The 25,644-nt window shown below is 39.9% G+C and carries 25 protein-coding genes; 8 read left to right on the forward strand and 17 right to left on the reverse strand.

All coding sequences use genetic code 11. The features are described 5' to 3' along the window. Positions 1–51 precede the first annotated feature (51 nt). Positions 52–273 carry a hypothetical protein gene (locus C3B52_RS27105; protein ID WP_103109499.1) on the forward strand — a complete coding sequence of 74 codons (222 nt, stop codon included), beginning with the start codon at positions 52–54 and terminating at the stop codon, positions 271–273. A gap of 1,032 nt (positions 274–1,305) precedes the next feature. On the opposite strand, the gene C3B52_RS27110 is transcribed toward C3B52_RS27105, so the two are convergent. Beyond that, on the reverse strand, positions 1,306–2,520 hold the full coding sequence (locus C3B52_RS27110; RefSeq protein ID WP_164684961.1) for a hypothetical protein: 1,215 nt from the start codon (positions 2,518–2,520) through the stop codon (positions 1,306–1,308). A gap of 226 nt (positions 2,521–2,746) precedes the next feature. On the opposite strand from C3B52_RS27110, the gene C3B52_RS27115 reads away from it, so the two are divergent. Continuing rightward, positions 2,747–3,130: a heavy metal-binding domain-containing protein gene (locus tag C3B52_RS27115; protein ID WP_123058872.1), complete on the forward strand. Its 384-nt coding sequence runs from the start codon at positions 2,747–2,749 to the stop codon at positions 3,128–3,130. A 1,043-nt stretch (positions 3,131–4,173) separates the two neighbouring features. On the opposite strand, the gene C3B52_RS27125 is transcribed toward C3B52_RS27115, so the two are convergent. From C3B52_RS27125 to C3B52_RS27180, 11 genes are all read right to left on the reverse strand, one after another. Then, positions 4,174–4,806, reverse strand: coding sequence for a hypothetical protein (locus C3B52_RS27125; RefSeq protein WP_103109503.1), 633 nt, complete (start codon positions 4,804–4,806; stop codon positions 4,174–4,176). Between the two features lie 90 nt (positions 4,807–4,896). Next, positions 4,897–5,337, reverse strand: coding sequence for a hypothetical protein (locus C3B52_RS27130; RefSeq protein ID WP_235615874.1), 441 nt, complete (start codon positions 5,335–5,337; stop codon positions 4,897–4,899). A 362-nt stretch (positions 5,338–5,699) separates the two neighbouring features. Next, the gene (locus C3B52_RS27140) at positions 5,700–6,386 is read right to left on the reverse strand and encodes a hypothetical protein (protein ID WP_103109506.1); all 687 of its coding nucleotides are present in this window, start codon (positions 6,384–6,386) and stop codon (positions 5,700–5,702) included. Positions 6,387–6,483: 97 nt separating this feature from the next. Then, on the reverse strand, positions 6,484–7,038 hold the full coding sequence (locus C3B52_RS27145; RefSeq protein ID WP_103109507.1) for a hypothetical protein: 555 nt from the start codon (positions 7,036–7,038) through the stop codon (positions 6,484–6,486). A 274-nt stretch (positions 7,039–7,312) separates the two neighbouring features. After that, positions 7,313–7,606 carry a hypothetical protein gene (locus tag C3B52_RS27150; RefSeq protein WP_103109508.1) on the reverse strand — a complete coding sequence of 98 codons (294 nt, stop codon included), beginning with the start codon at positions 7,604–7,606 and terminating at the stop codon, positions 7,313–7,315. A gap of 66 nt (positions 7,607–7,672) precedes the next feature. Further along, positions 7,673–9,289 carry a hypothetical protein gene (locus C3B52_RS27155; protein ID WP_103109509.1) on the reverse strand — a complete coding sequence of 539 codons (1,617 nt, stop codon included), beginning with the start codon at positions 9,287–9,289 and terminating at the stop codon, positions 7,673–7,675. Between the two features lie 32 nt (positions 9,290–9,321). After that, on the reverse strand, positions 9,322–9,555 hold the full coding sequence (locus C3B52_RS27160) for a hypothetical protein (protein WP_103109510.1): 234 nt from the start codon (positions 9,553–9,555) through the stop codon (positions 9,322–9,324). Between the two features lie 128 nt (positions 9,556–9,683). Beyond that, on the reverse strand, positions 9,684–10,694 hold the full coding sequence (locus C3B52_RS27165; RefSeq protein ID WP_164684962.1) for a hypothetical protein: 1,011 nt from the start codon (positions 10,692–10,694) through the stop codon (positions 9,684–9,686). Further along, positions 10,684–11,661, reverse strand: a complete 978-nt coding sequence (locus tag C3B52_RS27170; RefSeq protein WP_103109512.1) for a hypothetical protein — start codon at positions 11,659–11,661, stop codon at positions 10,684–10,686. The genes C3B52_RS27165 and C3B52_RS27170 overlap by 11 nt, the downstream gene beginning before the upstream one ends. Further along, complete coding sequence (locus C3B52_RS27175) at positions 11,658–15,077, reverse strand: type IV secretory system conjugative DNA transfer family protein (protein WP_103109513.1); 3,420 nt, start codon at positions 15,075–15,077, stop codon at positions 11,658–11,660. The genes C3B52_RS27170 and C3B52_RS27175 overlap by 4 nt, the downstream gene beginning before the upstream one ends. Beyond that, positions 15,070–16,377 carry a replication-relaxation family protein gene (locus tag C3B52_RS27180; protein WP_164684963.1) on the reverse strand — a complete coding sequence of 436 codons (1,308 nt, stop codon included), beginning with the start codon at positions 16,375–16,377 and terminating at the stop codon, positions 15,070–15,072. Before C3B52_RS27180 ends, C3B52_RS27175 begins: the two co-directional genes overlap by 8 nt. Before the next feature lie 859 nt (positions 16,378–17,236). On the opposite strand from C3B52_RS27180, the gene C3B52_RS27185 reads away from it, so the two are divergent. Both C3B52_RS27185 and C3B52_RS27190 read left to right on the forward strand, forming a co-directional pair. Then, the gene (locus tag C3B52_RS27185) at positions 17,237–18,598 is read left to right on the forward strand and encodes a hypothetical protein (RefSeq protein ID WP_103109515.1); all 1,362 of its coding nucleotides are present in this window, start codon (positions 17,237–17,239) and stop codon (positions 18,596–18,598) included. A 28-nt stretch (positions 18,599–18,626) separates the two neighbouring features. Beyond that, complete coding sequence (locus C3B52_RS27190; RefSeq protein ID WP_103109516.1) at positions 18,627–19,241, forward strand: hypothetical protein; 615 nt, start codon at positions 18,627–18,629, stop codon at positions 19,239–19,241. Positions 19,242–19,572: 331 nt separating this feature from the next. Here the strand turns inward: C3B52_RS27190 and C3B52_RS27195 are convergent, their stop codons facing one another. From C3B52_RS27195 to C3B52_RS37530, 4 genes are all read right to left on the reverse strand, one after another. Further along, on the reverse strand, positions 19,573–20,073 hold the full coding sequence (locus tag C3B52_RS27195) for a DUF6843 domain-containing protein (protein WP_103109517.1): 501 nt from the start codon (positions 20,071–20,073) through the stop codon (positions 19,573–19,575). 148 nt (positions 20,074–20,221) lie between these two features. After that, the gene (locus tag C3B52_RS27200) at positions 20,222–20,581 is read right to left on the reverse strand and encodes a hypothetical protein (RefSeq protein WP_103109518.1); all 360 of its coding nucleotides are present in this window, start codon (positions 20,579–20,581) and stop codon (positions 20,222–20,224) included. A 171-nt stretch (positions 20,582–20,752) separates the two neighbouring features. Then, complete coding sequence (locus tag C3B52_RS37525) at positions 20,753–20,974, reverse strand: hypothetical protein (RefSeq protein ID WP_235615875.1); 222 nt, start codon at positions 20,972–20,974, stop codon at positions 20,753–20,755. Between the two features lie 18 nt (positions 20,975–20,992). Beyond that, positions 20,993–21,175 (reverse strand): hypothetical protein, encoded by a 183-nt coding sequence (locus C3B52_RS37530; RefSeq protein ID WP_235615876.1) that lies wholly within the window; start codon positions 21,173–21,175, stop codon positions 20,993–20,995. A gap of 1,318 nt (positions 21,176–22,493) precedes the next feature. Between C3B52_RS37530 and C3B52_RS27210 the strand changes: the two genes are divergently transcribed. Further along, entirely contained in the window at positions 22,494–23,216 is a 723-nt protein-coding gene (locus C3B52_RS27210; RefSeq protein WP_103109519.1) for a hypothetical protein, read from the forward strand. Positions 23,217–23,308: 92 nt separating this feature from the next. Further along, a complete protein-coding gene (locus C3B52_RS27215) occupies positions 23,309–23,905 on the forward strand; it encodes a hypothetical protein (protein WP_103109520.1) in 597 nt (198 codons plus the stop codon). 16 nt (positions 23,906–23,921) lie between these two features. On the opposite strand, the gene C3B52_RS27220 is transcribed toward C3B52_RS27215, so the two are convergent. Then, entirely contained in the window at positions 23,922–24,371 is a 450-nt protein-coding gene (locus C3B52_RS27220) for a hypothetical protein (RefSeq protein ID WP_103109521.1), read from the reverse strand. A 241-nt stretch (positions 24,372–24,612) separates the two neighbouring features. On the opposite strand from C3B52_RS27220, the gene C3B52_RS27225 reads away from it, so the two are divergent. Both C3B52_RS27225 and C3B52_RS27230 read left to right on the forward strand, forming a co-directional pair. Beyond that, positions 24,613–25,005 carry a pilin gene (locus tag C3B52_RS27225; protein ID WP_103109522.1) on the forward strand — a complete coding sequence of 131 codons (393 nt, stop codon included), beginning with the start codon at positions 24,613–24,615 and terminating at the stop codon, positions 25,003–25,005. 164 nt (positions 25,006–25,169) lie between these two features. Further along, a complete protein-coding gene (locus C3B52_RS27230) occupies positions 25,170–25,634 on the forward strand; it encodes a thermonuclease family protein (RefSeq protein ID WP_164684965.1) in 465 nt (154 codons plus the stop codon). Positions 25,635–25,644 lie beyond the last annotated feature (10 nt).

Below are 25,644 nucleotides of genomic sequence, written 5' to 3' on the forward strand. Positions count from 1 at the left end.
ATATAATATTTGTTAGGAAATTGGAAAAATTATAATGTCAGGAGCGGGGTTATGGATATATTGCAATCTTTTTTTGATTTCATACTCACAGCTGTCATTGGGATTTTCACAGCTATTGTGGCATTTAGTATGTTGTTTAAATTTAAAAAACAGAATCATGATTATCCAACTCCCTCAAGAAAAAACGAAGATTGGCTACGAAATCATTGGAAACAAAAGGCTACTGAGTATCGCGGAAAGATAGAGCATGGCCAGATGATATGTAAGAAATAATCGTGAGAGGATGCAGAATGCGCCTCTTTTTTGTTTGCCCTGACTTCCATCCATAGCCCGAGGTAAATAATGAAAAACAGAGATAAACTATGCTGAATACCTACATATCGTTATATGAGCAGCAAACATGTATTTGGTGAAACTGTAGGTTTGGTGCGTTAATGAGAGTTGAGTATTCCACTCCTGTTTTTCCAATAATCATCTGTTCTTTTGAATAGTAAGGGAGCGATACTTGAAGTACAAAAACCGGAGGATAAGAGGTAGTCATACTCTTGTATTCTCTGAATATACTGATATAGAAAAAATCCTAAAAGGATGATGTCACAAAATGCCTGACCATAACCTGGTTGGGCATTTTGTGTTGTTATACGTAATAACCATCAAGAGTGAAGTATTCATAGCGGGTATGTTTCCGCTCCCTTTCTTGTAGGAGGGTAAACGCTATGCTTGTACGATCAAAAATAAAAAGACCGCCCTTGAGCTTACCAGGCTAGGCGGTCTTTTCGCTATAAACCAATATGAGCTGATCACTTGTGGGAACATTTTTTGAAGTAGCCGGAGGTGCGCCAACACCTATAAATGAACGGCTAATTCTAAGAAAATTATAACAAAATGTAAGGTGTTGATCAATGGTGAAGGATTGTAAAAGCCACTGTGTATGGTTAAATTATTGCTTTATTCCGACTGTGTATACCTATCAGCATAATTCTCGACATGCAGACTCATCCACGTATGGTCCAAAGCCAAGGTAGCTATCCACGGGAATGTTATCGCTCCCATTTTTGTTGAGGGTAAACGCTTTGCTTATACGATCAAAAGAAATAGACCGCCCTTGAGCTTACCAGGCTAGGCGGTCTATTCGCTATAAGCAAGTGTGCGCCGATCCCTTGTGGGAACGTCTATTGATGTAGCCGTAGGTGTAGCAGCACCCATAAATGAACGGCTAATTCTAAGAAAATTATAACAAAAGGTTAAGGTGTTGATCAATAGTGAAGGATTGTAAAAGTCACTGTGTATGGTCGAACTATTGCTTTATTCCGACTGTGTATACATATCAGCATAATTCTCGACATGCTCACTCATCCACGTATGATCCATAGCCATGATAGCTATACCCGCTTCGAAGGACGCCTGTTTGTTATATGGCACAATTAAACCATAATTCCCAAAGCGTGGTGCATTTCGAAAAGATTCCAACACATGATTGGCTGGATCCCTGCGCACAACTTCACATATCCGTTCATAGCGAGGGTCGGCTAAGACGCTGCCATTAACGAGTCGATGCGCATACGTTCTAAACACAGTCCTTCGGATCATTGAATCGCTTAAACTCTCCAGTAAAATATAGATAGCGTTGTTATCGGAAATATAGGCTGGGGCATCAAAGCCGGTCGTTCGATTCTCAGGGTCAAATTTTTCTGTGGCCTTCTCACTATCGGAGTATGTTAATATATCCACAAGCGGGACGGTTTCTTGTGTTTGATGGTTGTCTAAAACAACATGACCATTTACTCTTTCAAAAGAGTAATGGTATCTCCCCTGCTCATTGGTTGAAGAGTGGCTCATGAACTCTTCCCCTTCCATGCAAAAGCCTGTTTCATTCATCCAGGCGATACAGAATACCGGGGAAATCCCAAGCTTTTGATAAGAGGAAGATCCGCAACGATTCATAATCCCTCTTAGATTCTTCCGAATCACTTCAGCTACATCGAGTGGATGATGTTCTGGTTCAAAAAGGATACATCTATGGACTGCTCTAGCTAATAGGTCGTGAATGCCAGGGATCACACTCCCGTTCCCTATTACGGTGATACCATCTGTCATGGGAGAAAGTATGATACCACTTCCCATTTCTCCTCGAAGTTCGAAATAAACCGGTTGAGTAGGATGCCAATACACCCCAATTCCCGCTATTCTTGGAATGCCATCATCGGGGTTATAGTATGATGTTTCCATTAACGTCCTTAGGGAGAGGTAAAGTGGGCCATCTATTGAGATTACATTCTCTAACGTAATTTGGTCTGCAATGGAATGGATCGTTTGAGCAATCGACTCCCATGCTTTTACGGATCCAGCCATAAAGAAGCCCATACGATCGCCAAACTGAAAGTATTTTAGTATCGAGTCAGCTTGGTTTTCACGAACGGAAACACGAAAATCAGAAACAATTGAAACGGAATTACCTTGCTTGTAGGCAGCTACTATGGTCAATCCAATCTCACTCTCCATATTGTTATCGGCGTTCATTCAGGGCCGTTCATATTTTAATCTATTACCTTATACCCTGGTAGACGTATAATCGAAACATAAAAAATGGAAATGCTGTGTGGGTTTTTACATGCGTCCAGCAAACAAAATTACGTAGACACACTGAGTATTGGGTTTGAAGAACCTGATTCGTGTACAGCTTTCGTGAGCGGGAGTTGAAATGTAGTCTCTTGTTTACATTAGAAAAGCACAAAGGGGAGCATGCATGATGCATCTCCCCCTCAATCGTAGGGACATTAGTTCTAGAGTAGCAGGTAAAGTATTCTTTTTAGTAGAATACACCTTCTCTGAAGGAGGTGTAATAGTAATGGGATTCTTTGGCGGAAAAAAGCAGGATACTGACTCCGGAATAGATATGTTAATCATAACAATTGAGACCATTGACAAGCCTTTTGAGGCTCTTGGTTTAGTGACAGCTACGATACTCAAAGCGCACGACCCAAATCCCGAAATTATTGCTAAGGAACTTGCGAAAAAAGCTAAAAACATGGGGGCGGACGCAATCCTTGGTTTCAGGTATGACGTTAGAACTAACGCACTTAATTGGACTGACCAAGTAGGATATGGAACCGCAATAAAATTCAAGTAAAACAAAAAGACGCTTCATTCGGGAGCGTCTTAATTTCTTCACTTCGGTTCTCATTGCTTGTTTAGTCTGGATGTGAATGTGAGTATGAATATGCTTTTGAAGATGGACCAACGAAACATTGCTATCCATAGCATCAAAAGCAAATAGAAAAAAACTAAGACCGCACCTAATTTAACGAAGATAGATAGATATTCGTTCATATTAGGAACAGGTAATACTAACACAAGAGGTAATGGACAACATCATAAAAAGTAAACATTTAAATTGTCTCTTTGTTCCATCTCGTCATTCTCCTAAATTAAGACTTTTATAGTAGGGCGAGGATCGTGATGCATTCATCTATTGCGATATGTTTTAAAAGTGGCTTGTGACGATATATGCTCGATATATTGAAGGAAGATCATCTCCTTTTTCTCTACTTCTTCATAATCATTTATGCAGGATGTCCACATCTTTTCCCTAAGGTTATGAAAATGATAACAGATGATCTCGCCATACATGGCATCCTGCGAACTTCGCTTGAAGGAGAAAATGCAGTTTTGATAAGCATATAATCTCGAATCGCTTATGGATAATTCCTCAGACGATAACGAACCAACGAGGGTAAGCTCCTGGTAAAAAATCGATCGCTCTAAGTGCCTTACCAATTCTACAAGGTCAGGTAGCGAATTCTTAAAAGTGGATCTGAATCGCAATGAGGTTAGCGCTTCCTCTTTATAATCTCGTGTATCCCCTTTTCTTATGGAACAGATAACAGACGGATCTAGCGGTTCCACTAAAGTTAGATTAACTTCTATTGTCGAGTACATCCCCAACTCGTTCGCCCTCCTTACTTATTGAGGAAATATTGGATAGACCATCTATTTGCTTGCCGGTACCAATTGGTCCTAATACAATATGATGAGTAGCTCGATAAAAAGTGGCTCGATCTTCTTGGCGGTACGTTCTTAACCATCTAGTAACTGCTTTCATCATCCATGTCATAATTTACAAGAATACCCTCCCCTCATTTGTTAATTTCTGCTATCGCGATATCTCACCTTCTACCTATACCAGTAAGAAAAGTAAACCACTACGTATTCGTTTGTATATTCAATCCAGAATAGGAAGGCCTTTTGTGCTTTTGAACCATACGTCGATCCGTATGTATCGCAATCTTCGCTATAACAATTACCTGATATACTCTCGTATGAACCAATATTTTCGCCAGCATAACAATGTCTTGATGTAATTTCTTTCGCTTCTGAATAGACAACTAGTTCATATTCTTCCCCTTCTTCTTTCGAACCATATCGCTTTTCCATTGTAAGGATGCGTTTAAACACCTGGTAATCAGTAAACGAGAGGTGGTAAGCGTCAATATCTTGTAGGAATGTGTGATCATCATAAGCGCTTATATTGATCTGAATCGTGTGCCGTCCCCTCTTTGAGTTTTTTAAGGCCGAGAAAAGCGAAACATTTTCTCTGAAAATGGAATCTTTGGCGATCGCTTTTAGTACAATCGAATCAATTAAGTGATCCATATGATAATAACCACGTTCAGCCATGTAGACACCAAGGATCTCAGAACGCATATAATCAGCATCAAACTTCTTGGCATCTGAGATCGAAACATGATCTTTTATAAAAAGTGAGCGGTACTGACACAGTAGCAATTCTTCTTTGTTACTATCCAAAGGTAGCCCCCCTTACTTATATGAATCCTTCTGTATTCAAAGGTTCTCTTAGGAGCGGGGTGTTATCGGGTAAGGAATGGTTCCGTTCTGCTACGTACGATTTTGCAAAGAGACGCGTATTAACTGAACAAAACCAATTAAGGTAATGAGAGGAAAGAAAAGCATGATCCAAAAATAGGTGAACGCTTCAAACTGATTCTCTGACCACATCTTCACAACTAAAAAGGAGGCTGGATTCACCAAAAAAGAGATGACGCCTGAAAGGGTCGTGAAAAAAAGGAGTCGTGTATTTGGTTTTAAATAACCTGCTTTCATATAACTTACTGCTCCCCAGATTGCCAAGGGCGTTAATCCCAACGGAAGTCCGATGAGCATGAAGGATACAAATGTTTCTGAGCGACTTCCGACTTCCCACTGTATGAATATGGTGAAAAGAAGGAGAAGCGACAGTATGATGGAGAGCCACTGAAGGATAATGATCACTTGAGGGCGCTTCGCTAATGCCTGATTTAGTTTTTTAATTGGGTTCACCACTAAGCAACAGCTCCTTTCTCTGAATGGTATCTTCCCATAATAGGTTAGGGTCGGTGGCCTTATGGACTCTGCAATTTCTGTAAAGCAAGGAAACGTGTTCATGCGATTCCAGGACAAAATCAATAACCCACCAATAATGCAAACTTCCAGCAATGGCCAATATTTCGTTATCATCTGAGGATCGGGCGAATGAAATTACGATCTTGTCCTTCTGAGCGTTCTCAGCGGATAGGAGCTCGTCTCGTATCGCGAATATTGTCTGGTATTTGTTCTTTCGTTCCCTATGTTTTTCACTCTTTATGTAATTTCTCCACCTATAGCGAGTAACTTTCACGATCTTCACCCTTTATCATGAGTAATCAAATCGAATCAAGCGTAGTGATTGCGGTGTTATAGGAGCGGGAATCTAACGATATCTGATTCAATACGTTGCTCAATCCAGTGATTTTTTCTGCATACTTATCTTCCAGCTGGACTTCTCCATAACGTGGGTTATCTGGAAGATAATTAATGACTTCTCCACGATCATTCACTTTCGGAATCACAATTTTGTGAATGAAACTAGTTGTTTGTTCTAGAATGGAGTAATACGAAAGATCATCGTCGTCGAATTGATTTTCCCAGTCTTCCGGTAAGAGGAGCTGCAATGAATATGCTGCTTGTTTTACTAACCAAGGATCACGATACAACGCCATTATTGTCTCTAATGTACACGCATTATTCCCAAAAACCTGCTGATAGGTAAGATACGGCTTTCCTTTGGTAGGATCAGCTAGATCGGGATAAGTAGGGTTGAGCGTGCGAATGATCGTCTCTATTTCTTCTCTAGCATCATGAAAAAGCTTTGCAAGCAAGATGTGGTAATACAAATGTACAGCTGGTGTGTGTTTATAGAAATCTTCTTGATCAGGATGAACTCCCTCTAATTCGAAAACCATTGTGGCAGCTACTGCTTCAACTGGGCCACTCCACCCGCTACGTAGACGATCCGAGATCGTATGACTTTGTTTCTCATTTACATCCCTATTTTTCATGAATTTCTCCATTTAACGAACATCTCCTAATGAATGAATGAACTCCGTTCTAATAAGGGGGAAAGCGGGTCTGAGAAGACCTTCCTTCCCCTCATGTTTTTCCCTACCACTATTTTGCCTTTATTATCCACTGAATCGGAACGACAATTTCTCCAACAGGGAATGGTGTGCTTCTTCCAGCTTTTGTACCAACTGTTTGAATCGTAATATCTGTTATCGGTATCGTCTCATTCGGTGCAATAGAATCTGGATTTCCATCTGTATCACCATTTTTCATTGCAGTACTTAGAATAATTTCCGATGAATTGGTAGGAAAAGAATCTCTGCGGGATGGTCTACCATATGGTTTCCCAATTTCAACAGCACTTAGTTCGTCATCACGGTCACCATAATTAATTCCGGTCGGCGTTAGAGCTCTTCCGAATAGGACACCTTTCGTGTTTCCCGAGTTCGTTACTGTAATCGATTGAAAGTTATAACTGCCTTCCTTATCTCCGATTACTTCGACTTCTGTTACCCCGGCTAGTGTTAATCCAATGGTTTCTTCTACAACGGTTACCTGAAAATTTGAGACGCTGCTTACTTCAGCTGGAGCAGCTGAAACAGAATATAGAGGTACCATCGAAGTGAGGACAGCCAGTGTGGCTAAGATTCTTTTTTTCACCGTATCTTTTCCTCCAAAGTAGAATTTGAGGAGCGGGCGCCCTCTTAATCGGATGTATTGGAATGTGTTATTCCCTAATAATAAAAATGGCATTGGAGAATCTTGAAAACAGCCACGAATGCTACCGTAATTCATCTGCTGTGACTAGAGCTTCGCCTTGTGACAGTGCTGTGGTTGCATAAACGTTACCTGTTTCATTTTTAACGATATAGAATGCTTTCTTATCGTTATCCAACACATTCATCCCCTTTCAAACATCAATAGTGTGGTGAGATTAGTCCTTTTTTGAAGTAAAGAGTAAGTGACACACAAATCGTAGAAAATCAAAGGAGGCGATAAGAAGGATCACGAGTAAGGATAAAAAGCCGTTAACCAGCAAAAAATTCGGAAGCGCTTGTGTCTTAAGATCCATGGCCCCCAATTGAATGAGCATCATTGTTAACAAGGGTACAGCAGCTGCTATCGCAATTACTTGAAACCAGGATTGTTTTATTAGGATAGGAGTGTAATCTTCAGCTTTTTCCATTCTTTTATTAAGGGCTTCAATCTGTTTTGACTTCTTGTCCATCTAAATCACCTTCCTTGAGACATGTGCAGCACCAATCGGAATAATTAGGAAGCGAAAGGGAGAACGCTATATCCTTTCGCCATAATTGGTTATCAAACAGTCATAATCATGATTCGCGTCTGTTGGAAGCGGGAGCGGTTTCATGAGTATGGCTTTATTCTTTTCGATGAAAGAACTGCGGAAAATTGATAAGGCTGTTTTACTACCCACATATGGCGTCCGGATAGAATCTTCTTCGTTATTTTCTCTGATCCCCAGATTTTGAAGAGATTGCGTATTATTCACTAGTACAGGGAATATTCGATTGGGAAAGGAAGCCATTATTCGATTTAACTGGTCAGATGTAGAAAGCTCTCTAAAAATAGGAAACGATGGTATGCCAAGGGTAACAAACACGCCTCTCTTTCGTGAGCGAGTAACCGCATGAAATTTATTCGTAGTAGATTGGAGAAAGGGAGAAGCATCTGTTATGTATAGGGAGTGATCAGAGAGAATCATTCGCTTGCTAATAGCTTGATCGATCTTTGTCATCCACAGCGCATCCATGATCGCTCGGGTACGTGGTGTCCCCCAGGTATCTGCTAGATTGATAAGGAGAATGCCTCCGGTAACAAAGTGCTCGTAAATGGGATCACTTTTCGAAATTTCCCCTGCTATCGTGTTCCTAAGAACAGAATTCGTCTTCAAATACATACAGGCGTTTACAACGTCTTTGATTTGTTCAGAGTAGGCATCAATGATGGTATCTTTACCACTGTGAGGGTGCCCTCTTGGGTATTGGATTTTCTCTTTATGAATAACGTCTATATAAGAGAGTGGAGTCCCGCGGTCCTGAAGTGTAAAGGTTTGTTGATAGCGAATGTTAACTTTTACTTGGTAACATGAATGCATAAACTGAATGACTGCTCTCATCGATACCATGATCTCTTTTGTTATGGCTTTGTCCGAATCGGTTGTATCCCCTTCCTCCTCTGAAAGCGGGGAAGAAAATTGGCTTTCGAAATTTGAAACAAGACTCTCAAGCGTTTCGGTTGCCTTTCTAACCAGATAAGGATCGGCATATAAATGAAGCCACTGGTCTATCGTACAATCAGAGCTATCAAATAAACTTTCATAGGTGTTTGTAATGCTCTTTTTTGTTTGGGAGTTCTCATCGTTAGATAGATTCCTAATATGATCTTGGTATGTGTGTAGATACTTTAGGAGCAGCGTATGGGAGTAAACATGCGATTGTGCGTGTTGATTCAATGAATGCCTATCTTCTGAAAAACAAGATATAAGTCTAACCATGGTGATCGCTGCATCCTTAGGTGTGCCACTCAAGGGATTGATAGGCCATGGTAAGTCAGTGAGGGTATTCCAGATGATTAGGGTATCTGAGTGCGCCGTGGAATACACTTTTTCAACAGCTCGTTCAAAATGATGTTGGCTACGTACGAGAAGCGTGATACCTGTTAAATTTCTCTTCCATGACTTCGTCTGGTAATTTGCGAGATCTTGGTTAAAGAGCGGGTAAAAATAACTGTCCCAAATATCTGACTCTTGATTACCTCCTATTAATAACGGTGCCCTTCTTTCGTTTACTTTGAGTGTGACTAGAGCGGGAGAAGCGGGACTTGCCAATACACGTTCACCTATCACAATGGTTGGGCCATCTTGTCTCGTGCATGTATCTTGATCCATTCTCGTATCTCCTTTTCTTTTCTTTGCCTTGATTACATCCACGTGGTGACGACTGTACCACTTGGAATACCTAGGATTACTCCAATGATCGGTGCGAATTGGAGCGGGTACTTAGAAGGATCTCTCAGAATCTGTACGATCGGATAGAGAATCGTGATGAGTATGGGTGCGTAAAATAAGTCACTCCGAAACGTTGACTGCATATAGCAGCTGATCATGACAACAAAGCAAGTTATGATACATGGCAACAAATATGTTTTGACCATTACTATCCCTCCTTCACTTTTTTGGAATCTCCGTATCATGAGGAATGTTCTTCAAAGTAGAAAAACAGACAATGATGATCCGGAAACGGAACTGGTAAGAAGAGAGGGCTCTATTCCCTCTCTTCTCGTTAATAGTCATCCGCGTTCCCATATTCGAGAGTACGTGGTGAAATACTATTCTTCCCTATGCCTACCAATCCGTGTTGGAAACCAAGCGGGGAAAATAGTCTTTCGTGACTGATAAACCATACGTATCGATAGTATTCTTTGTATGTATTTGCAAACGTATGAATTTGATACGCTTCAATGAGTTGTTGGATACTTGAATCACTTGGTACGATAAAGACAAGAGCAAAATCATCTTCCAGTAAGTGTTCACCACGCTGTGCAAATGCACTTAGCTGCTCCAAACGTTGAGTTAGAAAACGATCGACCTTTTGCATTCCTGATATACGTTCCATGACTAAATGAAATGGGCCATCTGATAATGCGATTTGAGCGGAGCAAGCTACTTTTCCAAAGGTAGAGATTTGAGGATGATCTTGCCAAGAAATCAAGGCATCGTTTTCAATGAGTTGTAATTTGATCTCATTGGAAGCAATTAAGTTTACGGGAAGATTGGGAGATCGAAGAAAATCGGAACTCCCCATACAATGCATTCCTGGTTCTGTCAGACGAATGTAATCTTTCCCGGTATCGGTTAACGTGATGATTCCGGGGTAATTTTGTTCCGGGTCACGTTCACCAGTAAACTTTCTGCGTTCTACCAATCCGTACTTTTCTAGGCGATCCAATCGTTTATTAATCGTGCTGTTTGTAAGTGGCTTGCAAGCTCTACGAAATTGATCTTCTGTTAAAGATTTTGCTAAAGCAGTTGTTACCAAAATTTGATGTTCTGTTGAAGTTAGGACACCTGTATGTTTTGCTTGCACAGCGTATCTAGCGAGTGCAAATCGATGCCTGGTTTCAATCAACTTAACCTGCCAAGTTGGTACATCCCATTTACTCAGACTCCCATCTGCAAAAGCGTATGAAATGGTAGGTACTTTTCGAGCTATTTTCAAACCTGAGTTTGCCGCAATTCTGAGCCCCCCAGGTTGAGGGGCATCAGAATGGGACGATTGGTTGTTATTGGTCAAGAGGTTGCTCGTGTTGTTGTTCTCGTTGTTGCTCCCGTTGTTGGTTCTGTTGTTTCCTGATGTCGCGGTTGCTGATCGTGATAAATTTGTTGTATCTGTTGGTCTCATTGAATGCGTTCTCCCTCCGATTAACCACTTTTATGATGGATCCGCGTCCCTTTCGCTCATCTTCATTCAAATATTCCAATCGAAAATTAACTTTGTCGCCTGAGGCTGGAGGTTGAAGGCCTATTCTCGGGGTGCAACGGATCACAATTCCTGTTTTGTCGACCTTTACAAAGTAACCTTGCCATGATTCTCTTTCATACAAGGAAATATTCACAACTTCACCTGAGTAGTATTCGTTTACTTGGAGAATATCGGATGCCCCAATCCATGGATCAGGAATCAAGGCTTTTCGTGAGACTTGAATAAGTTGCTGGTCTTTCCAAATTCGAACGACTTGAAGTTCGATGTCATCCCCAGGTTGCAGATTGATATCTTGTGGTAATTCTGGGACATAGGTATGATCCCAATCCTCTTTCCGCATCCAAACGTTTTGGCCAAATACATTGAAGTGAAGTTTTCCAGTCTCGACGTTCATGCTACGGAAGTTAGCAAGAAGCACTTGTTGTTCTTGTACCGTCTTCCATAGATTTTCTTTCAGGATGTCTAATGCCTTAATTCGATTGAGCATGATTACGTTATTTTTTACGTCTACTCGTTCTACTAGAAATGGTTCTTCATAGCCAACAAAACCAATGAGAGAGTCAAACTTGTGTGCATCGAAGTGTTCCGCATTGCAGACGGCAATCGTACCATCTGGAAACTCTACTTCGAGTGCCTCAACCGTTAAGGTTTCACCATTAATTACTCTTGAAATGGACTGACGATGTGTAATCATACCGGAGAGTATTTTTTCACTCCTCTGATATTCTCTAAATTCCGCAGCTTTTTCCGTTGTCAATTTGAAATTCTCTAAACTCATTCGTCTTCTCCTCCGATACTTCGTCTTCTATTCTTGTTTTTGTGTTCTAAAGCGTCTGCTACAAACGTTTTTAATAACTCATCCTTATCGGCGGGAACCGGTGCCTCTTTAAAGTTCTCTGCCTGTAACACCTTATCTGGATGCTGGCTTCTCTGTTGTCTTATTGGATGAGATTGAGCAGCAGATTGGTTCTGGTTATTCTTTTGTGGAGAGGGAGCGGGCATTAAATTTGATAGATCCACATTTTCATATGGATTGTGATTTTGAACGGACGGTTGATCTTCGTGTTTCGAACCGTTTCCATCAGGTGGTGATACCGTTGGAGCCATAGTTGGTGGTTTATCTTCTCTTTCTTTTCTCGGCATCACAGGTGGACGAATATCAAGAGGGTTCGAACGATTTGCTTCATGCTTAATGACGTTGTTCGTTACTCTCGACCCCATCACTCTACCTGGCTTAATGTCTACTTCTCTCTTGTTTTCCCGAGGATTTAGAGTACGTTGAACTCTTGGTGTAATGCTATTCCTTTGATTTCTCAACTCTTGAACATGGATTTTTTTACGATCCACTTCATGCAAGTTGTGCTGCTTGATTTCTTCCCCTTCCAGGAATACTGGAATTTCTGGCTCCTTGTTCTCTTGTTCCGTTTGCGTTACTGATTGGGTAGTTTTGATAAACTCCTCATAAATTGGAGTTCCTTCTAATCGCAAAATGGGTAACAGAGAATCATCGTGCTCGTTGGTATCAACATCTTGCTCAATTCGTTCCTTAACTGGCGGGGCAGTTGGCATTGAGAAATCAAAAGGTTGAGCAGATGTTGTTTCTCTTCTTGGAACCATAGGTGGCTTCTGAGATCCACGTCCAGGTTCTGGGGCTTGCCTTGTTTCTCGCTGGACAACTCTAGTTTCCCGGTTTGTTTGTCTTTCTAGGAGCGGGGCGCTGTGATCCTCTGTGCTGTGTACTTGTTCTAGATCTTTTCCAGCTTTGAAATCTTCAGCATCTTGGTCGATTAAGCCACAAACGTATTTGCCTTTAGTAACAGGACCTTGTGCTGCTTCATAATGAATTCTTTCGACCCATGCTGAGAGTGCTTGCGAATCGGGTTTTTCCTTCGCGTTCTTGAATTCCTTCCTTGGAACGAAATCCGCTTTTACTCGTCTAGCCGTTTGTTGTTCGTTATCGATGTTAAGCTGTAATACAGCTTCGAATTTTTTGCTTTGAGAGATTTCATGAGGTGCAAATCTTGGAACCTCTACTAAAGCGTAACCTTCCTTTTCTGACATCCCGGGAGAGTCCTGATAAGCAGAGGAAAACGTACGACCCTCTTGAAGTTGATAAATTTCCTTAGTACCGAAGTATTTAGAGAAATACTCTGCATCAAGGAGCGGGACACCTTGGTATACCATGCGATTACGATGAACACCGATGATTGTCTCCAGATAGGCTTTTGAGAATCTACTTTCCATTTGGGCCATAGTCTGCATACCGATCGTGACGAAACCTCCATATTTCCGGGCATTTGCCGGGAAGTCCGGGTAAGATTCGTATGCATATTTAGGAAACTCATCGACTACGATGTGATGTCCGTGAGGCTGGCCCTTAGAAATATCTCTTCGATAAACAGCCTGTACCATAGACTGAAGCATTATCTGTGCAAAGTAACCGGATAGCTTTCCCATGATCCCGTCTGCGGTGTTGATTAATAGGACGCCACCAGTACGAAGCAGAACGTCTAGATCAAGGCCACTGTCTCCAAACATAACTCTTCTAAAGTAGGTATTTGACGACATTTGATTTAAGACGTTGGTCAAACCAGTGATTTTCTCTGCGTACTTATCTTCTAGTTCGATTTCTCCAGCGTGTGGACTATCAGGGAGATACTTATTAACTTCTCCTCTAAAATTCGCTTTGGGTACGACAATCTTGTGAATGAAACTAGATGTTTGTTCAATGATGGAGTAATACGAAAGATCATCGCCATCGAACTGATTCTCCCAGTCTTCTGGTAGGAGGAGCTGTAAGGAATACGCAGCTTGTTTTACTAACCAAGGATCACGATACATCTTCATTAACGTATCTAATGTACACGCATTATTCCCAAAAACTTGTTGGTAGGTAAGATACGGCTTTCCTTTGGTAGGATCGGCAATATCTGGATATGTAGGGGCATACGTGCGAATGATCGACTCGATTTCTTCTCTCGCATCGTGAAAAAGCTTCACTAGCAAGATGTGGTAATACAAATGAACAGCTTGCGTGTTTTTATAGAAATCTTCTTGATCGGGTTGAAGCCCTTCTAATACAAACACAAATGTGGCTGCTACTGTTTCAGCTGGACCTCGAAGCGGGTTATAACTCTTGCTGTCTTGATTTTCTGGATCGAGATAATAGATCGCTTCTTTGGGTATACCGTGAGCTCGCGCGAGTTGGAACGATTTCGAACACAAGTCATTACTCGGATCGATAATTGTTAACCCGGATAACCGTTGAGATAGTGTTTTATCATCATCTGTCTGAAAGTTATTGATATAATTGACAAGATGCTTCATATCAAGGCGAATGACTGGTAATAGAGCAGCTGCGGATTTACCAGTACCAATGGATCCGACAATTATCGTATGAGTTGCACGATCGATGCCTCTCATTATCGCCTTAACCTTAAAAAACGCATCAACATATATCCCAATACAGATATCTGCGTATTTTCCTGCACGTTGCATTTCTGTAATGCCTTGGAGTAGATGGTGATTGAATTCATAATTTGCGAACCACTCGTGCCATCGTTTCGAATGTTGCATTAATACTCCGATGAACCAAGCAAGGAAGAAGTAAACCGCATATATCGGTAAGATCAACAATCCCCACGTGAACCACACAACGTTATCTTCCAGAAACTTATCCATCGTTTCTGTTTTGCCTACATATTGCACCATGAGTTCCGCAATCCAGGGGGTGAACATTTCTTTAACAGGAAGAGAAGACCACGAAACCCACTTCGCAAAGATGACCAAAATACAGAATCCGAACATAATGTACCGAAAAGGTAGCTTTTTGAGTTGCTTCACTTTTGTACTAAATAACCATGTGCTCAGTCCTAAGATCCCCACGTAAAGAAATGAGAAGAATCCTATGTCTTGTGGATTGAAGTATGCCAAGGTAAATAAACTTTTCCATGGCCCCGCCTTAACATTCTCTAATACAACTGTTTTGCTCCACATCTCTGGTGGATAATACCAGATGACCATGACTTGAAGTATCGATCCGATAATAGAGCATACCGTGATGAAAGTGAGAAGAACTGTTATCAGGAGCGGGATAGCGCGGATTACTTTTTCAATCCCAACCTTTTGAACAATGTCCTCTACGCGCTTTCTAGCACGTAGAATGATGGGCACTTGCGAAGTGATCTTACTCAATGAGATTCACCTCTACCCTCTTCCACGTACGTTTGCTTTCTGACCATTTCCAAGCATGCCTTAACCCTTTTTGGCTCATCGTATGTAGGTCAATAGAGAGTACGTTATTAAAGGCATGAAAGGTTGGTACATCATCCATACGGTTTTCGTGTGAGTCATGAACCAAATATACAAAGCAATCGTATTCCGCATTGCTCATGCTATTTGCGAAAATTGAAAGGTCATATCTTTGCATCTCTGATAGACATGAACCCGGCTCTGCTTGTAATTGAAAAATGACCCTGTGCTTCGTGTTAGCATGTTTCTTAAAAAGGAAATGTACCTTATCACATGATGGAATTTGTTTTCCAAGCTTTTCGCATGCTTCAATATACGTGTATTGGGCGATCAAGCCTGTTTGATTAGGATCGTAGGAAATCTGTAGCGCCTCGGAAAATATGTCACGGCGCTCTGGCTCGATAAGCTTCTCCAGGTAACTGATTAGCCAGTCTATAGTGAGCGCTGAAGCTCCTTCTATGACTTCAAGCCTATCTTCGAGTATGAATTCACCTAGGTACTCAATCGCCAATCTTTTAATGTTTCTCCGTCGAGTAATATTCTTCTCAGTATGAGAGGCGAATAAGATTACATGCTTTCCACTCTGGGGGTTATCCCTAAACCACTCCGCGTAATTATGAAATTTGGAAGTGATTTTTCTGGTATTCTCTGTCCCCATATCCATTTCAAGATTGATGGTCAAATTGCTGTGACCAACAGAAATGATCCAATCAGGCCTATGTGTAACATGACCAATTTGATTAACGTAATGCGGCATGCGCTTTGGTTCTTTGAATGAAAGACCAAGTGTCGTAAGCATCTCATTACCATAAACAGAGCGAATCTGACGGATAAACTCAATAATCCAATTTTGTGTATGGTAGTGATGAGGTAATAACCTATCGGATACCATTAGTTCTTTAGCATCGAAATGGTTTTTCTCGATGATCTTGTTATCAGGACCATAGCGATTGTAAGGTATGCCCAAAGTTGCTACAGCATGACCTACTCCATTCTCCGTTAGGTAATACACATAGATCGGATTGCCAACCATTCCTATTTGGGGTAATCGTCTTCTTCGCACAAGATTTTTTGCTATGAGAATTTGTAATCGCCGATTGAACTTTAGGCGATATTTATTCTCCACATCGTATCCGCAGTACACACAAATCTGTGGAAGAGTTAAATGGCGATGATCGTACAATGCTACAAGGATGTCATTGTCTAGATCTTCCGTGGCTTTTCTTTTTACTTGCTCTGCCACGAACAGCTCACCTCCTTTCTAAAAACAAAAAACCCGAGCAAAAGTATAGGGGTAAAGAATTACTCCTATTACTTGTGCTCGGGATATCCGATGCAATTTATTTGGTTGTTGATACGTGACCACTATAACATGACTTCCAGGAAAAAGGGAATAGTTTCGTTAAAAAAAGTGAAATTAATTGATGTTTTGAAATGACTTCTTGATGCCTATATTATATCCGGGTTTTTCCACCGTTTCATAATGTGTTTATTTGAAGTGAATTAATATCAAAATGGAAATGCTTCTGGATTCAGGATTCCCATGAGAAAATCCATCTTTCTACTATGAAAACAATGATGAAATTAATTGTGACATTAATTTAGAGTTGAAGTTTATGCATTCTTTCGCTGCTTAATATCGTGTTAGTAGAGTCATTTAGATGAGTTATCTGGCCTTGTTGTGTGTGAGGTTTATAGATTATGTTTGCAAATCAACTGTGGTTTTAAAAAGAATTCACTTTTGGTACTATTGTAAATTTCGAACAGACTCGATCCAATGGCGAATATCACATGTAAATTGGCGATTATAGTAAAATGTGCAGATTTCCCTTCAGAAATGAGGCTTTTTCGATAGTTTTACTAGTATTCTCTCAGAATTAAGTTCATATATATTAGAGTGAGAAACGCACAAGAATAAGATTGAACAATCATCTGCTTTGATTACAATAGTGAACGACATCAGTCACAAATAATGTTACGTTAGATTTCGTATGTATATAAATATAATTATAGATATGTTTATGTTTATACTTGTATTCTGTTTATATAGATGATACCCTTAAGTTGTGCATACCAAAATATTCATATAAAGGGTGAACTATATGAGCAAAGCTAAGGACTTTGAATATCAACTAAACGGATCAGATCCAGGAAATACCAACACCAAGCTTTCCTACTTAACAAAAGAAGGAAATATTGCAGAACTTGCAGTCCCAACCGCGGTTGCTCATGCCCCCTCTCACGTTAGCAATCTTGGTAGCTCGAAGACTTTACAAGCAACAGATAACCTCCATATTTTTCTTCAACCTCTTGACGATACAGATGGATTTATTAAGGGTGGATATTATTGGGTTGGTCCTGCTGCGAAGCTGTCTGGTGAGGTAAAGGAAGCGCGAGACGGTCAAAATAAACATGACTCACAAGTACATATGATAACCATGATTACACTAGAAGCAGTTGCAGCAAGATTAAATGGGTCAGAAGGTACCGTTGTAATCCCTCCATCTTCTGGTCTGCCAGTGAAGCTCATTAAAGACGGCGCTAGGGAAGCGTTTTTAAGTAGGATTAAAGGTTCATTTCAAATTACATTTATCGATGGAATGTTCAAAAATGACACATTGATCATCAAACATGAAGTTGATGAATCTGCACCGGCTTCCCGCTATATTCATGCAGAAGCAACAAAAGCTGGAATGGGTATGGGATTCAATGTTAAAAACTTCGAGATGATTGAAAATAATGTTGACCAAAGTGTTATTGACCCTAAGGGTGCCCTGATTGTAAGTGATCCAGGAGGGTACACCTATGATGTTGCTACTTTTGAGCCCCAAGGAATCAATAGTAGCCTTACGACAACGTATGAAGTGGTTCCGCCAGAATTTGCTCAAGCTAAACTGGCTGATTTGGTGGGGAAAAAAGTCGGAGGTAACCATATAGTTGAACGCTTGCAAGATCTAGTTAACAATAAAATCATTGATATTCATAAAGAAAATGACCTACCTCTCTTTCAAGACAACTTTTTTAGAGATAGAGCAGAGTTTATAGATATCGTATTAAAACCATATATTGAAGCGCTTGTAGCAGGTGAAGAAGCACCACGAATTGTTAGATCATTTGGATATGCGACAAATGTCGATCTGACAGATATTATTGTTCCGGTTCTAGACGAGTATGGGAATATTGTCTTTAATTTGAATATGATGGCTAGACAAAAGGCATCATCAATTGGCAGCAATATTATTGTTGGTGGCGGCGTTTTACTAGGATATAAAGTATTGCGAGATCGTCAAACAGTTGGAGATCCAAAGGCAGCAAATAAGATTAAACTTTATGAGCTTCCGCCAAAAGAAATGATCGAGAGCTCCCCTTTTATAAATGCCCGTGGGTATCTCATTGAAGCAATGCTAAATAACCCAGACATCGTGGAAGTGCTCATCAAACAGAACAGTAAGGTAAAGAAATAGAGGAGCTGAGTAGATTGGAGGCAGAACAATGACAAGATCTAAGGAGAATGCCAAGTTTGTTCATGGCAAATCTGCCCCCCTACTCCCCGGATCTGATGCTGAATGGGTGACACCTTTCAATACTCTTTTAGATAAGTTAAATGAGGAACCAACGGATCACCCCTTGTTAAAAGGATTAGGGGCTAGGCCATCACGAAATAATTTAGTTCAACACTTGATCATGATCGGGTTAGATACTGTTAATCAGTATAAAAATAGAGTTTTCATTGAAACAAACCAGTTGTCTGAAGACTTAATTGAACTTTTGAATACTCCAGCTGGTCAAAAAGTTATTGGAAACTTATTGGCCATGATGGATGGTAAGACTCAGACACCCTTTAATCATATTCAGGTGAACAGACTAGTTAAGACATCAGGTGACATTCCAGTTGAACCAAAGATAATTACCGAGCAATCCGTAGTTCAAGAAGTTACCGTTCGTACAGATCTAACGAGTCAAGAACAAAGTGCTGATGATAAGAATAGACAACATAATGAAGACGTTGTTCACGTGCCGCCCGTTGAACCCAGTAAAAAGGAAGATGCCAAAGGCTTAAGTCCAATAGAAAGAGCAAGAATGTTATCAAATAGATCCAATTTATAATTTCGTCTTTTAATGATTACAATTTCTGTTCATTTAAGATAAAATGTGTATATACCCTTTTGTGGTATGCACTCAAAAGAGGAGCCTTTTATGGGCTCCTCTTTTGATTTGGTTTATTGTTTGGGACACTCTTCAAGATATCAAATTTTTGAACAGCCATAAAATCTGGTTTGTTGGCAGTTCCCTTAACTCTCGATTTTTTCCGATTCGTGATGTGATCGCTATTAAGCACTGGATAGCTCATTTTACTCATCAAGCGTATTCCTATGCGCTTGTTCATGGTTGGAAGTACATTTATGTTTCTAGCTACATCGAAGTACAGGACTTATGTTCAACTATCGTCTAGGCCATAATGCACTTTCAGAATTTCGTTTAGTACGGTATCCATTTCCTCTGGATATATTCCATTTCCTCCATCGATAAATGCCTGACCGCATCTATTGTTTGTGACTTCAATTCCCGTATATTTGATCTCTATTTTGTTGGATGACCCTATGTCCTTTTCCAATCCTCCAGTACCCATTTCCCTTACACAATCATTCTGGATCGGGGACCTCTGCCCATTCTTATCGAGGTAGTAATACTTGTTGGTTATCCTCCCATGATCCATTACCGGAGACGAAGTGACAAAATACCCCATGTCGTTAATTACATATACGTCATAATCGCCTTCTTTGGTGAGTGCTGGTGCATCTTTTACGTTATAGAAGACATATATATTTCCTTCGTATCCTTTTGGAATTAAGTAGATGTCATTCGTTTCACTACTAGTACTTGAACAACCTATTAAAATGAAAAAAACGCAAGAAAGGATTCCAAATTTGATCTTCAATTCACCTTTCCCCTTTGTTCTTTACTTGATGCAAGTTTGATTTCCAGGTTAGAAATCGAGGTTAGTAATTACTTTTTTTGACTGGCTTGAATCTAGTAACAGCGTCACCATTGTGACGAAAAGTAATTCTCTTAGAATGCAGATGTTGCTAATCTCCATGGAGCTTGTGTTGAGTCATATAATCTTCATATGCTTCATTAACTTTCTTTTTACAAAGACTTTTCCAGGATTCTTTTAATTCAGTTACCATCTTGGAATTATAAGGATCAGGTTCCATATCACCTCCATATCCTATCCATGCATCAGAGTCGACTTCTCCCAATTTATCTGAATACGCTATTTCAAGGGGTGCTGGTGCATGCCCTGAGTACTTACATTTTTCCGCTAAACAATGGTACCCTGGCTTACGGACTCCGTTTTTACAAAACGGTGGAACGGGATTCACTTGTTCTTGTTCATCTATCGTGTAAAGACAGTGTAATTCCACAATAAGATGAGTAAACGGCATGGGTTAACAACCTACTTTCTCAAATAAAGCGATTTGGGTTATATATTTTTGACACGTTCAAATTATCCCGACTTTTGGGTACGGAAAATCCAGATCGTTTTATGTGACGAGGAACATCTCACTCTTCCGCGCCGGATATCGGGCATCCAATTCCACCCACTGCCGCTTCGGTCATATCAAAAACTCGTGGGTATCGGAAAGATAGGAGGCTTCAAACAGACGAATTTCGTATTTGTCCCTGATCAATTCCTGGAACCCGCGAATCGTAATATAGCGATCTTTTCCAGAAAGCGTGAGCGCAAACGAATGTAATTGTCCATTGTAGGTAACGTCCAATCCTTTGTCTGTAGTCGTCACCTCGACCGATTCATCCGGAAGCCGTTCACCGAACAATCGGATGATTTCCTCGTCTTATTCACTGTATATGTAAGCGAATGCTATCGGAATTTGCTTCTCGATCGCAAGCTCGTCCTCCAGCACAATTCGATGGCGCTCTAATGGTTCACGATGATTTTCAATAAATTGTAGAAGCTGTTGCTCGTCTCCTTCGAATAGATTCGTTAGCTCCCGATTAACATGCCTGTGTTCACCCAATTGGTGCTACTGCCCTTTCTGCCTTGATTGATATACGCAAATCTTTGGAGAAAGTTTCCAAGTTACTGCGTTAAACTGCCTATTAGACGATCATGCAGCTCGCTGCACCACAGATTATGAAAATGGATTAGTGCATCCATAATGATTGATATTACAATTTCTTTTGCCTTTTTTGCGTTTTAATTTTCATGAGAGTTGAATAACTGTCTCCAGTCTAGCACTTTGATCGATTTGCAAAACCCTATTTGAATCTCCCTATTTGTCTTTCTATCTTCCGCTTGATATTACTTCTGTTGGATATTATTCATTCTAATATTTCTAGATTAACAAGAAAGTATCATGAACATATGATTACTTTTACTATTAAACCTTGGTGAATAGTATGAAGATGTTATGCATTGCTTGTACACTTGTATGCATTTCTTTCAGTAGAGGTAGTTCATGTACGTTTGAGAAAAATCAGATGGCCAAGTACTCAATTGCTTGAGAGAACTCTACCTATCAGCACTCCCCTATTCAAATGATTGGGTTTGATTGAGTTGTTTTCGGAGTCAATCAATCTAACTCAATATAGATCAGTGCTAAAAAATGATTAAATTGAGGACAAAGGACAGAAAACACTATCTTGATTGACTGTGATCGAGTTGTTATTGAAGTGGATTGATTTAGATCGAAATGTTTTGAAGCAAAAGCAAGATAATAATGGGATTCTGATCTAGTCTGATTCGGTTGATGTTGATCCGGATTGAATTAATCTGATTCAGTTTGATTGATATTGATTCAAGAGTAGAAATATAACTATAACATGTTTATAAATATATATATAAATATCATTTTAAACATTTCTTGCTTCTGATAAACAATCCACTCCAGTTTTACGGATGTACTGTTTGACTATGAGGGGGTTGTTTTCGAGGTGAATTGATTTGCATTGATGTACTTTATTGCTCCAAGGCCTTAACACTTAGGGCTTTCTCAATATTTGCCTTTGGACTAGCAGCAGGGTGATATGCAGATTAATTAATTACACAAACATATATATAAACATGATTATACTATATATATGTTTATAATTGCTTTCCGTGGCTGCTGTAGATCTTGAATTAATAGGGGAGAGGTGATCTTGTTCAAGTGTGATTCGGTTTGAGGGGGTTAATTGCGAACTAGAACGAAGCGCCTCATCCTAGATCACTCAAATTAGTTTGGATATATCGTGAAGTGAGTTAAAATAGCATAGGGTCAATCGAAGTGCCTCGTTGACAAGTTGATGCATATGTGGAAAAGTATAATTAACTAGGAAGAAAGGAGGGGGAGCGTAGTGAATCAATCTCATGTGACAGTTTATTACTATACGAATGAGATAGCGAAACAAGTGGGTCACTCCAACGCAACTATATTAAGATGGGCAGAAGAACTTTCAGTAGCTGGGTATCACTTTGAAAGAGACGAACAAGGTGGGCTGAATAACTATCGTTTTAAAGAAGAGGACTTAGAAGTATTCCAAAAATTTAAAGAGTATAGGAATATGAACTATAGTCTGCCAACATGTGCAAGTAAAGTGATAGAAGATAGAAATAAAATACTAACGCCAATTACTAAAAGTGAGAATATAGAAACAGAAGATCAAACTACGTTGGCTGCTGATAACTACCTGGATGAACTCGTGGAATTAAAGTTAAGGGATAAAGTGGAACCATTCCTTGCACATTTGACTGAACGTTTAGACCAGGTAAAACAATTAGAAGAAAAGATGAGACAGCTTCCACCACCACCTTCCCAAGAGGAAATTAGAAGGATCGCTAGAGAAGAAGAACGACTCAGAGCTAGAATAAGTTTTGATGTGAAAACGAAATTAAGAGAAAAAGCAACGAAGCTGTGGTATGAAAAGCCTGAAAAAGAGAGAACGATAAAACTATTGTTTAAAAGAATTGAGAATGAAGGTCTTAAAAATGAATTCATTCGATCCTATATAGACCAACACTATCAAGAAGAAATTGATAAGTGTTATGAGGATCTTTCTAGAGAAGGTAAGGAGCAATAAGCCCTTTCCTTCTTTTTTGTTGTAGTGAGGTTAAGTTACAAATTATATGGCAATTCTATATTTAAAAGGAAAATATGAGAGGGTGATTAAAATTGAAAAGAAAAAGGATAGTTTGGTCCACTGCTGAGGACTCCAAATTACTAGAAACCGTCCTGCGTTACATTCGAAATGGAAGTTCACAAAAAGCAGCATTTCGGGAAGTAGGGGTAGAACTAGGAAGATCAGTAGAGGCTTGTGGTTTCCGCTGGAACAATGTTGTCAGAAAGCAGAATAAGGAACGGGTGGATTCTGCGCTCACTAAAAGATCGGCCTTAAAAGACGACAGTTCAATTACGTTATCATTACAAAATACCTTTAATCAAAGCAATTCAGTAATAAGAGGGTATGATGAAATCCTCAAGAGAATTGATCAAGTACTCGCCGCAATGAATGATAGGAAAGAGTATTATGCGAAAATGCAAATTCTACAGAAGAAGTTGACCAAATGGAAGCTGTTGTTAGGGACAGAACGTGAGCTGTTCCACGAAATTGTTGATCTAGTAAACAGGTTAAATAACATTCAGTTACGCGAAACTAACATAAATGATTTAACAGTTGTTCCAATGGGAAGTGTTCATCATAACATTCAAAAAGTAATTAGAAAGTTCGATTTGTCTATAAGTAACGAAAGAAGCGGTCAGGTTTCTTAACCCAGACCGCTTCTTTCTATTTTACTGTTTTTACACGTACAATTTTCCCATTACCTTTTCTTCTATACCCTGGATTTAAGTTATCACTAGGTGCGCTCACGTTCACTTTCGCATTATTCCAATCGTCTCTTAGTTCTTTGATTTTCCGTTTGAAGAGAATAATAGGGGGGATGATTAAGAAACCGAGCATAAGGACTACCAAGACAGCAAAGAGTGCCACGCTGAGATATCCAGTTAAGATCACACCTATAGCACCAAGGGTGAGCATTTTCATTCCAGCTTCATAAGGCCACAAAACCATGTTGTCAGGCCAAATTCCCTCATCGATTAATCGTTGTCCAAAATATGTTGATTCAAACCATGGAATATAATAAGGTGCACCGATACATGCCCCCAGAATGATTGCAATTGCTAGAAGTTTGACTAAAGGAGATTCGAAAAGAACATTAATAAACGAAAACATCATATCACCTACTTTCCTTGATTTGTAAATTCATTATACTAGCAAACCAGTAATTGTACAACAAAAAAGAATCTTTCCAATATGGTTATTTAATGGTAATCTGTAGTGGACAACTAAATGTGGCCGAGGAAACACCCGGCGTTAAACTTTCTTTATGCATTTTATGCTGAAGGAAGTTTAACGCCTTTTTGTTTTTCTACAAGGCTACATTTATACAAAAAAACGGGAAAGGAGGATAGATCCAGTGAAGGCAAAATTTCTTCAACAATTATTAATGGTTGTTTGCGTCCTGGTATTAGGCTTGTCGTATGCAGAACCTTCTCTTGCAACCAGTGCAGGCAACAAAGGTAGCATTAGTGAGATTCTGGGTAAAGGGCTAATCAATGAAAAAGACTCAACGTTCAATGATGCGAAATTACAAACCAGTATCACAAAAATTGTGGGTGTCGTTCGCTTAGTCGGGGCGGGCATTTGTTTCATCATGATTGTCATTAGTGGAATTCTGTTTTCTACATCTGGTCAAAACCAACAACGTAGAACAGGAGCATTTGCGTCACTTATAGGTGTAGCGGTTGGGATTTTCTGCATCATGCAAGCGTCTATGATCGCGAGCTGGTTTGCCTCGATCGGTACATAGATCGAAATGCGAAAAAACCGCTAGTGGTCAAATTCACTAGCGGTTTCAAAATTTTCAAGAAAGGAGTACGGATGAGACCGAAAAGCTTATACATCTGTTGCGCGTTAGGTTTGGCGGTATTCCTTCTTACTGCGTGTTCCCCATTTGAGACGGAGCCTCCTTCAATGTTAACTTCTTCAAAAGGTAATCAAACGAATGTTGTAGTTAAGGTTTTGCAAATCGTTGATGGAGCAACGATTGTTGTTGACTTAGAGGGGAAAGAACAAACAATTAAATACGCCATGGTAGAACCACCAAACAAAAGTGACAAAGCCAGTAGTGATCATTCCAAAAGATATAATGAGACCCTCATCAACCAATCCAATGGTAATGTCCAACTCATATTGGATGCAGCTGTTAAAAGTCAGTTAAAAAATCCAGGCGTACTGGTTGCATACGTATTACTGTCGAATGGAAAAGTTGTGAATGAAGAGATGATTAGAAGTGGTTTGGCGCGTGTAAGCGATGAAATAGTAACGGACATAAAAAAGGAAAGCAAGGATATGGCACAAGCCATCAAGGGCACATTGAAAGAAATCGAGAATGAAGCAAAGCAAGAGTTGAGAGGTATGTGGAAAAGCAAAAAATAGAGGAGATATC

The organism is Brevibacillus reuszeri, from assembly GCF_002897295.1.
Classification (GTDB): domain Bacteria; phylum Bacillota; class Bacilli; order Brevibacillales; family Brevibacillaceae; genus Brevibacillus; species Brevibacillus reuszeri_A.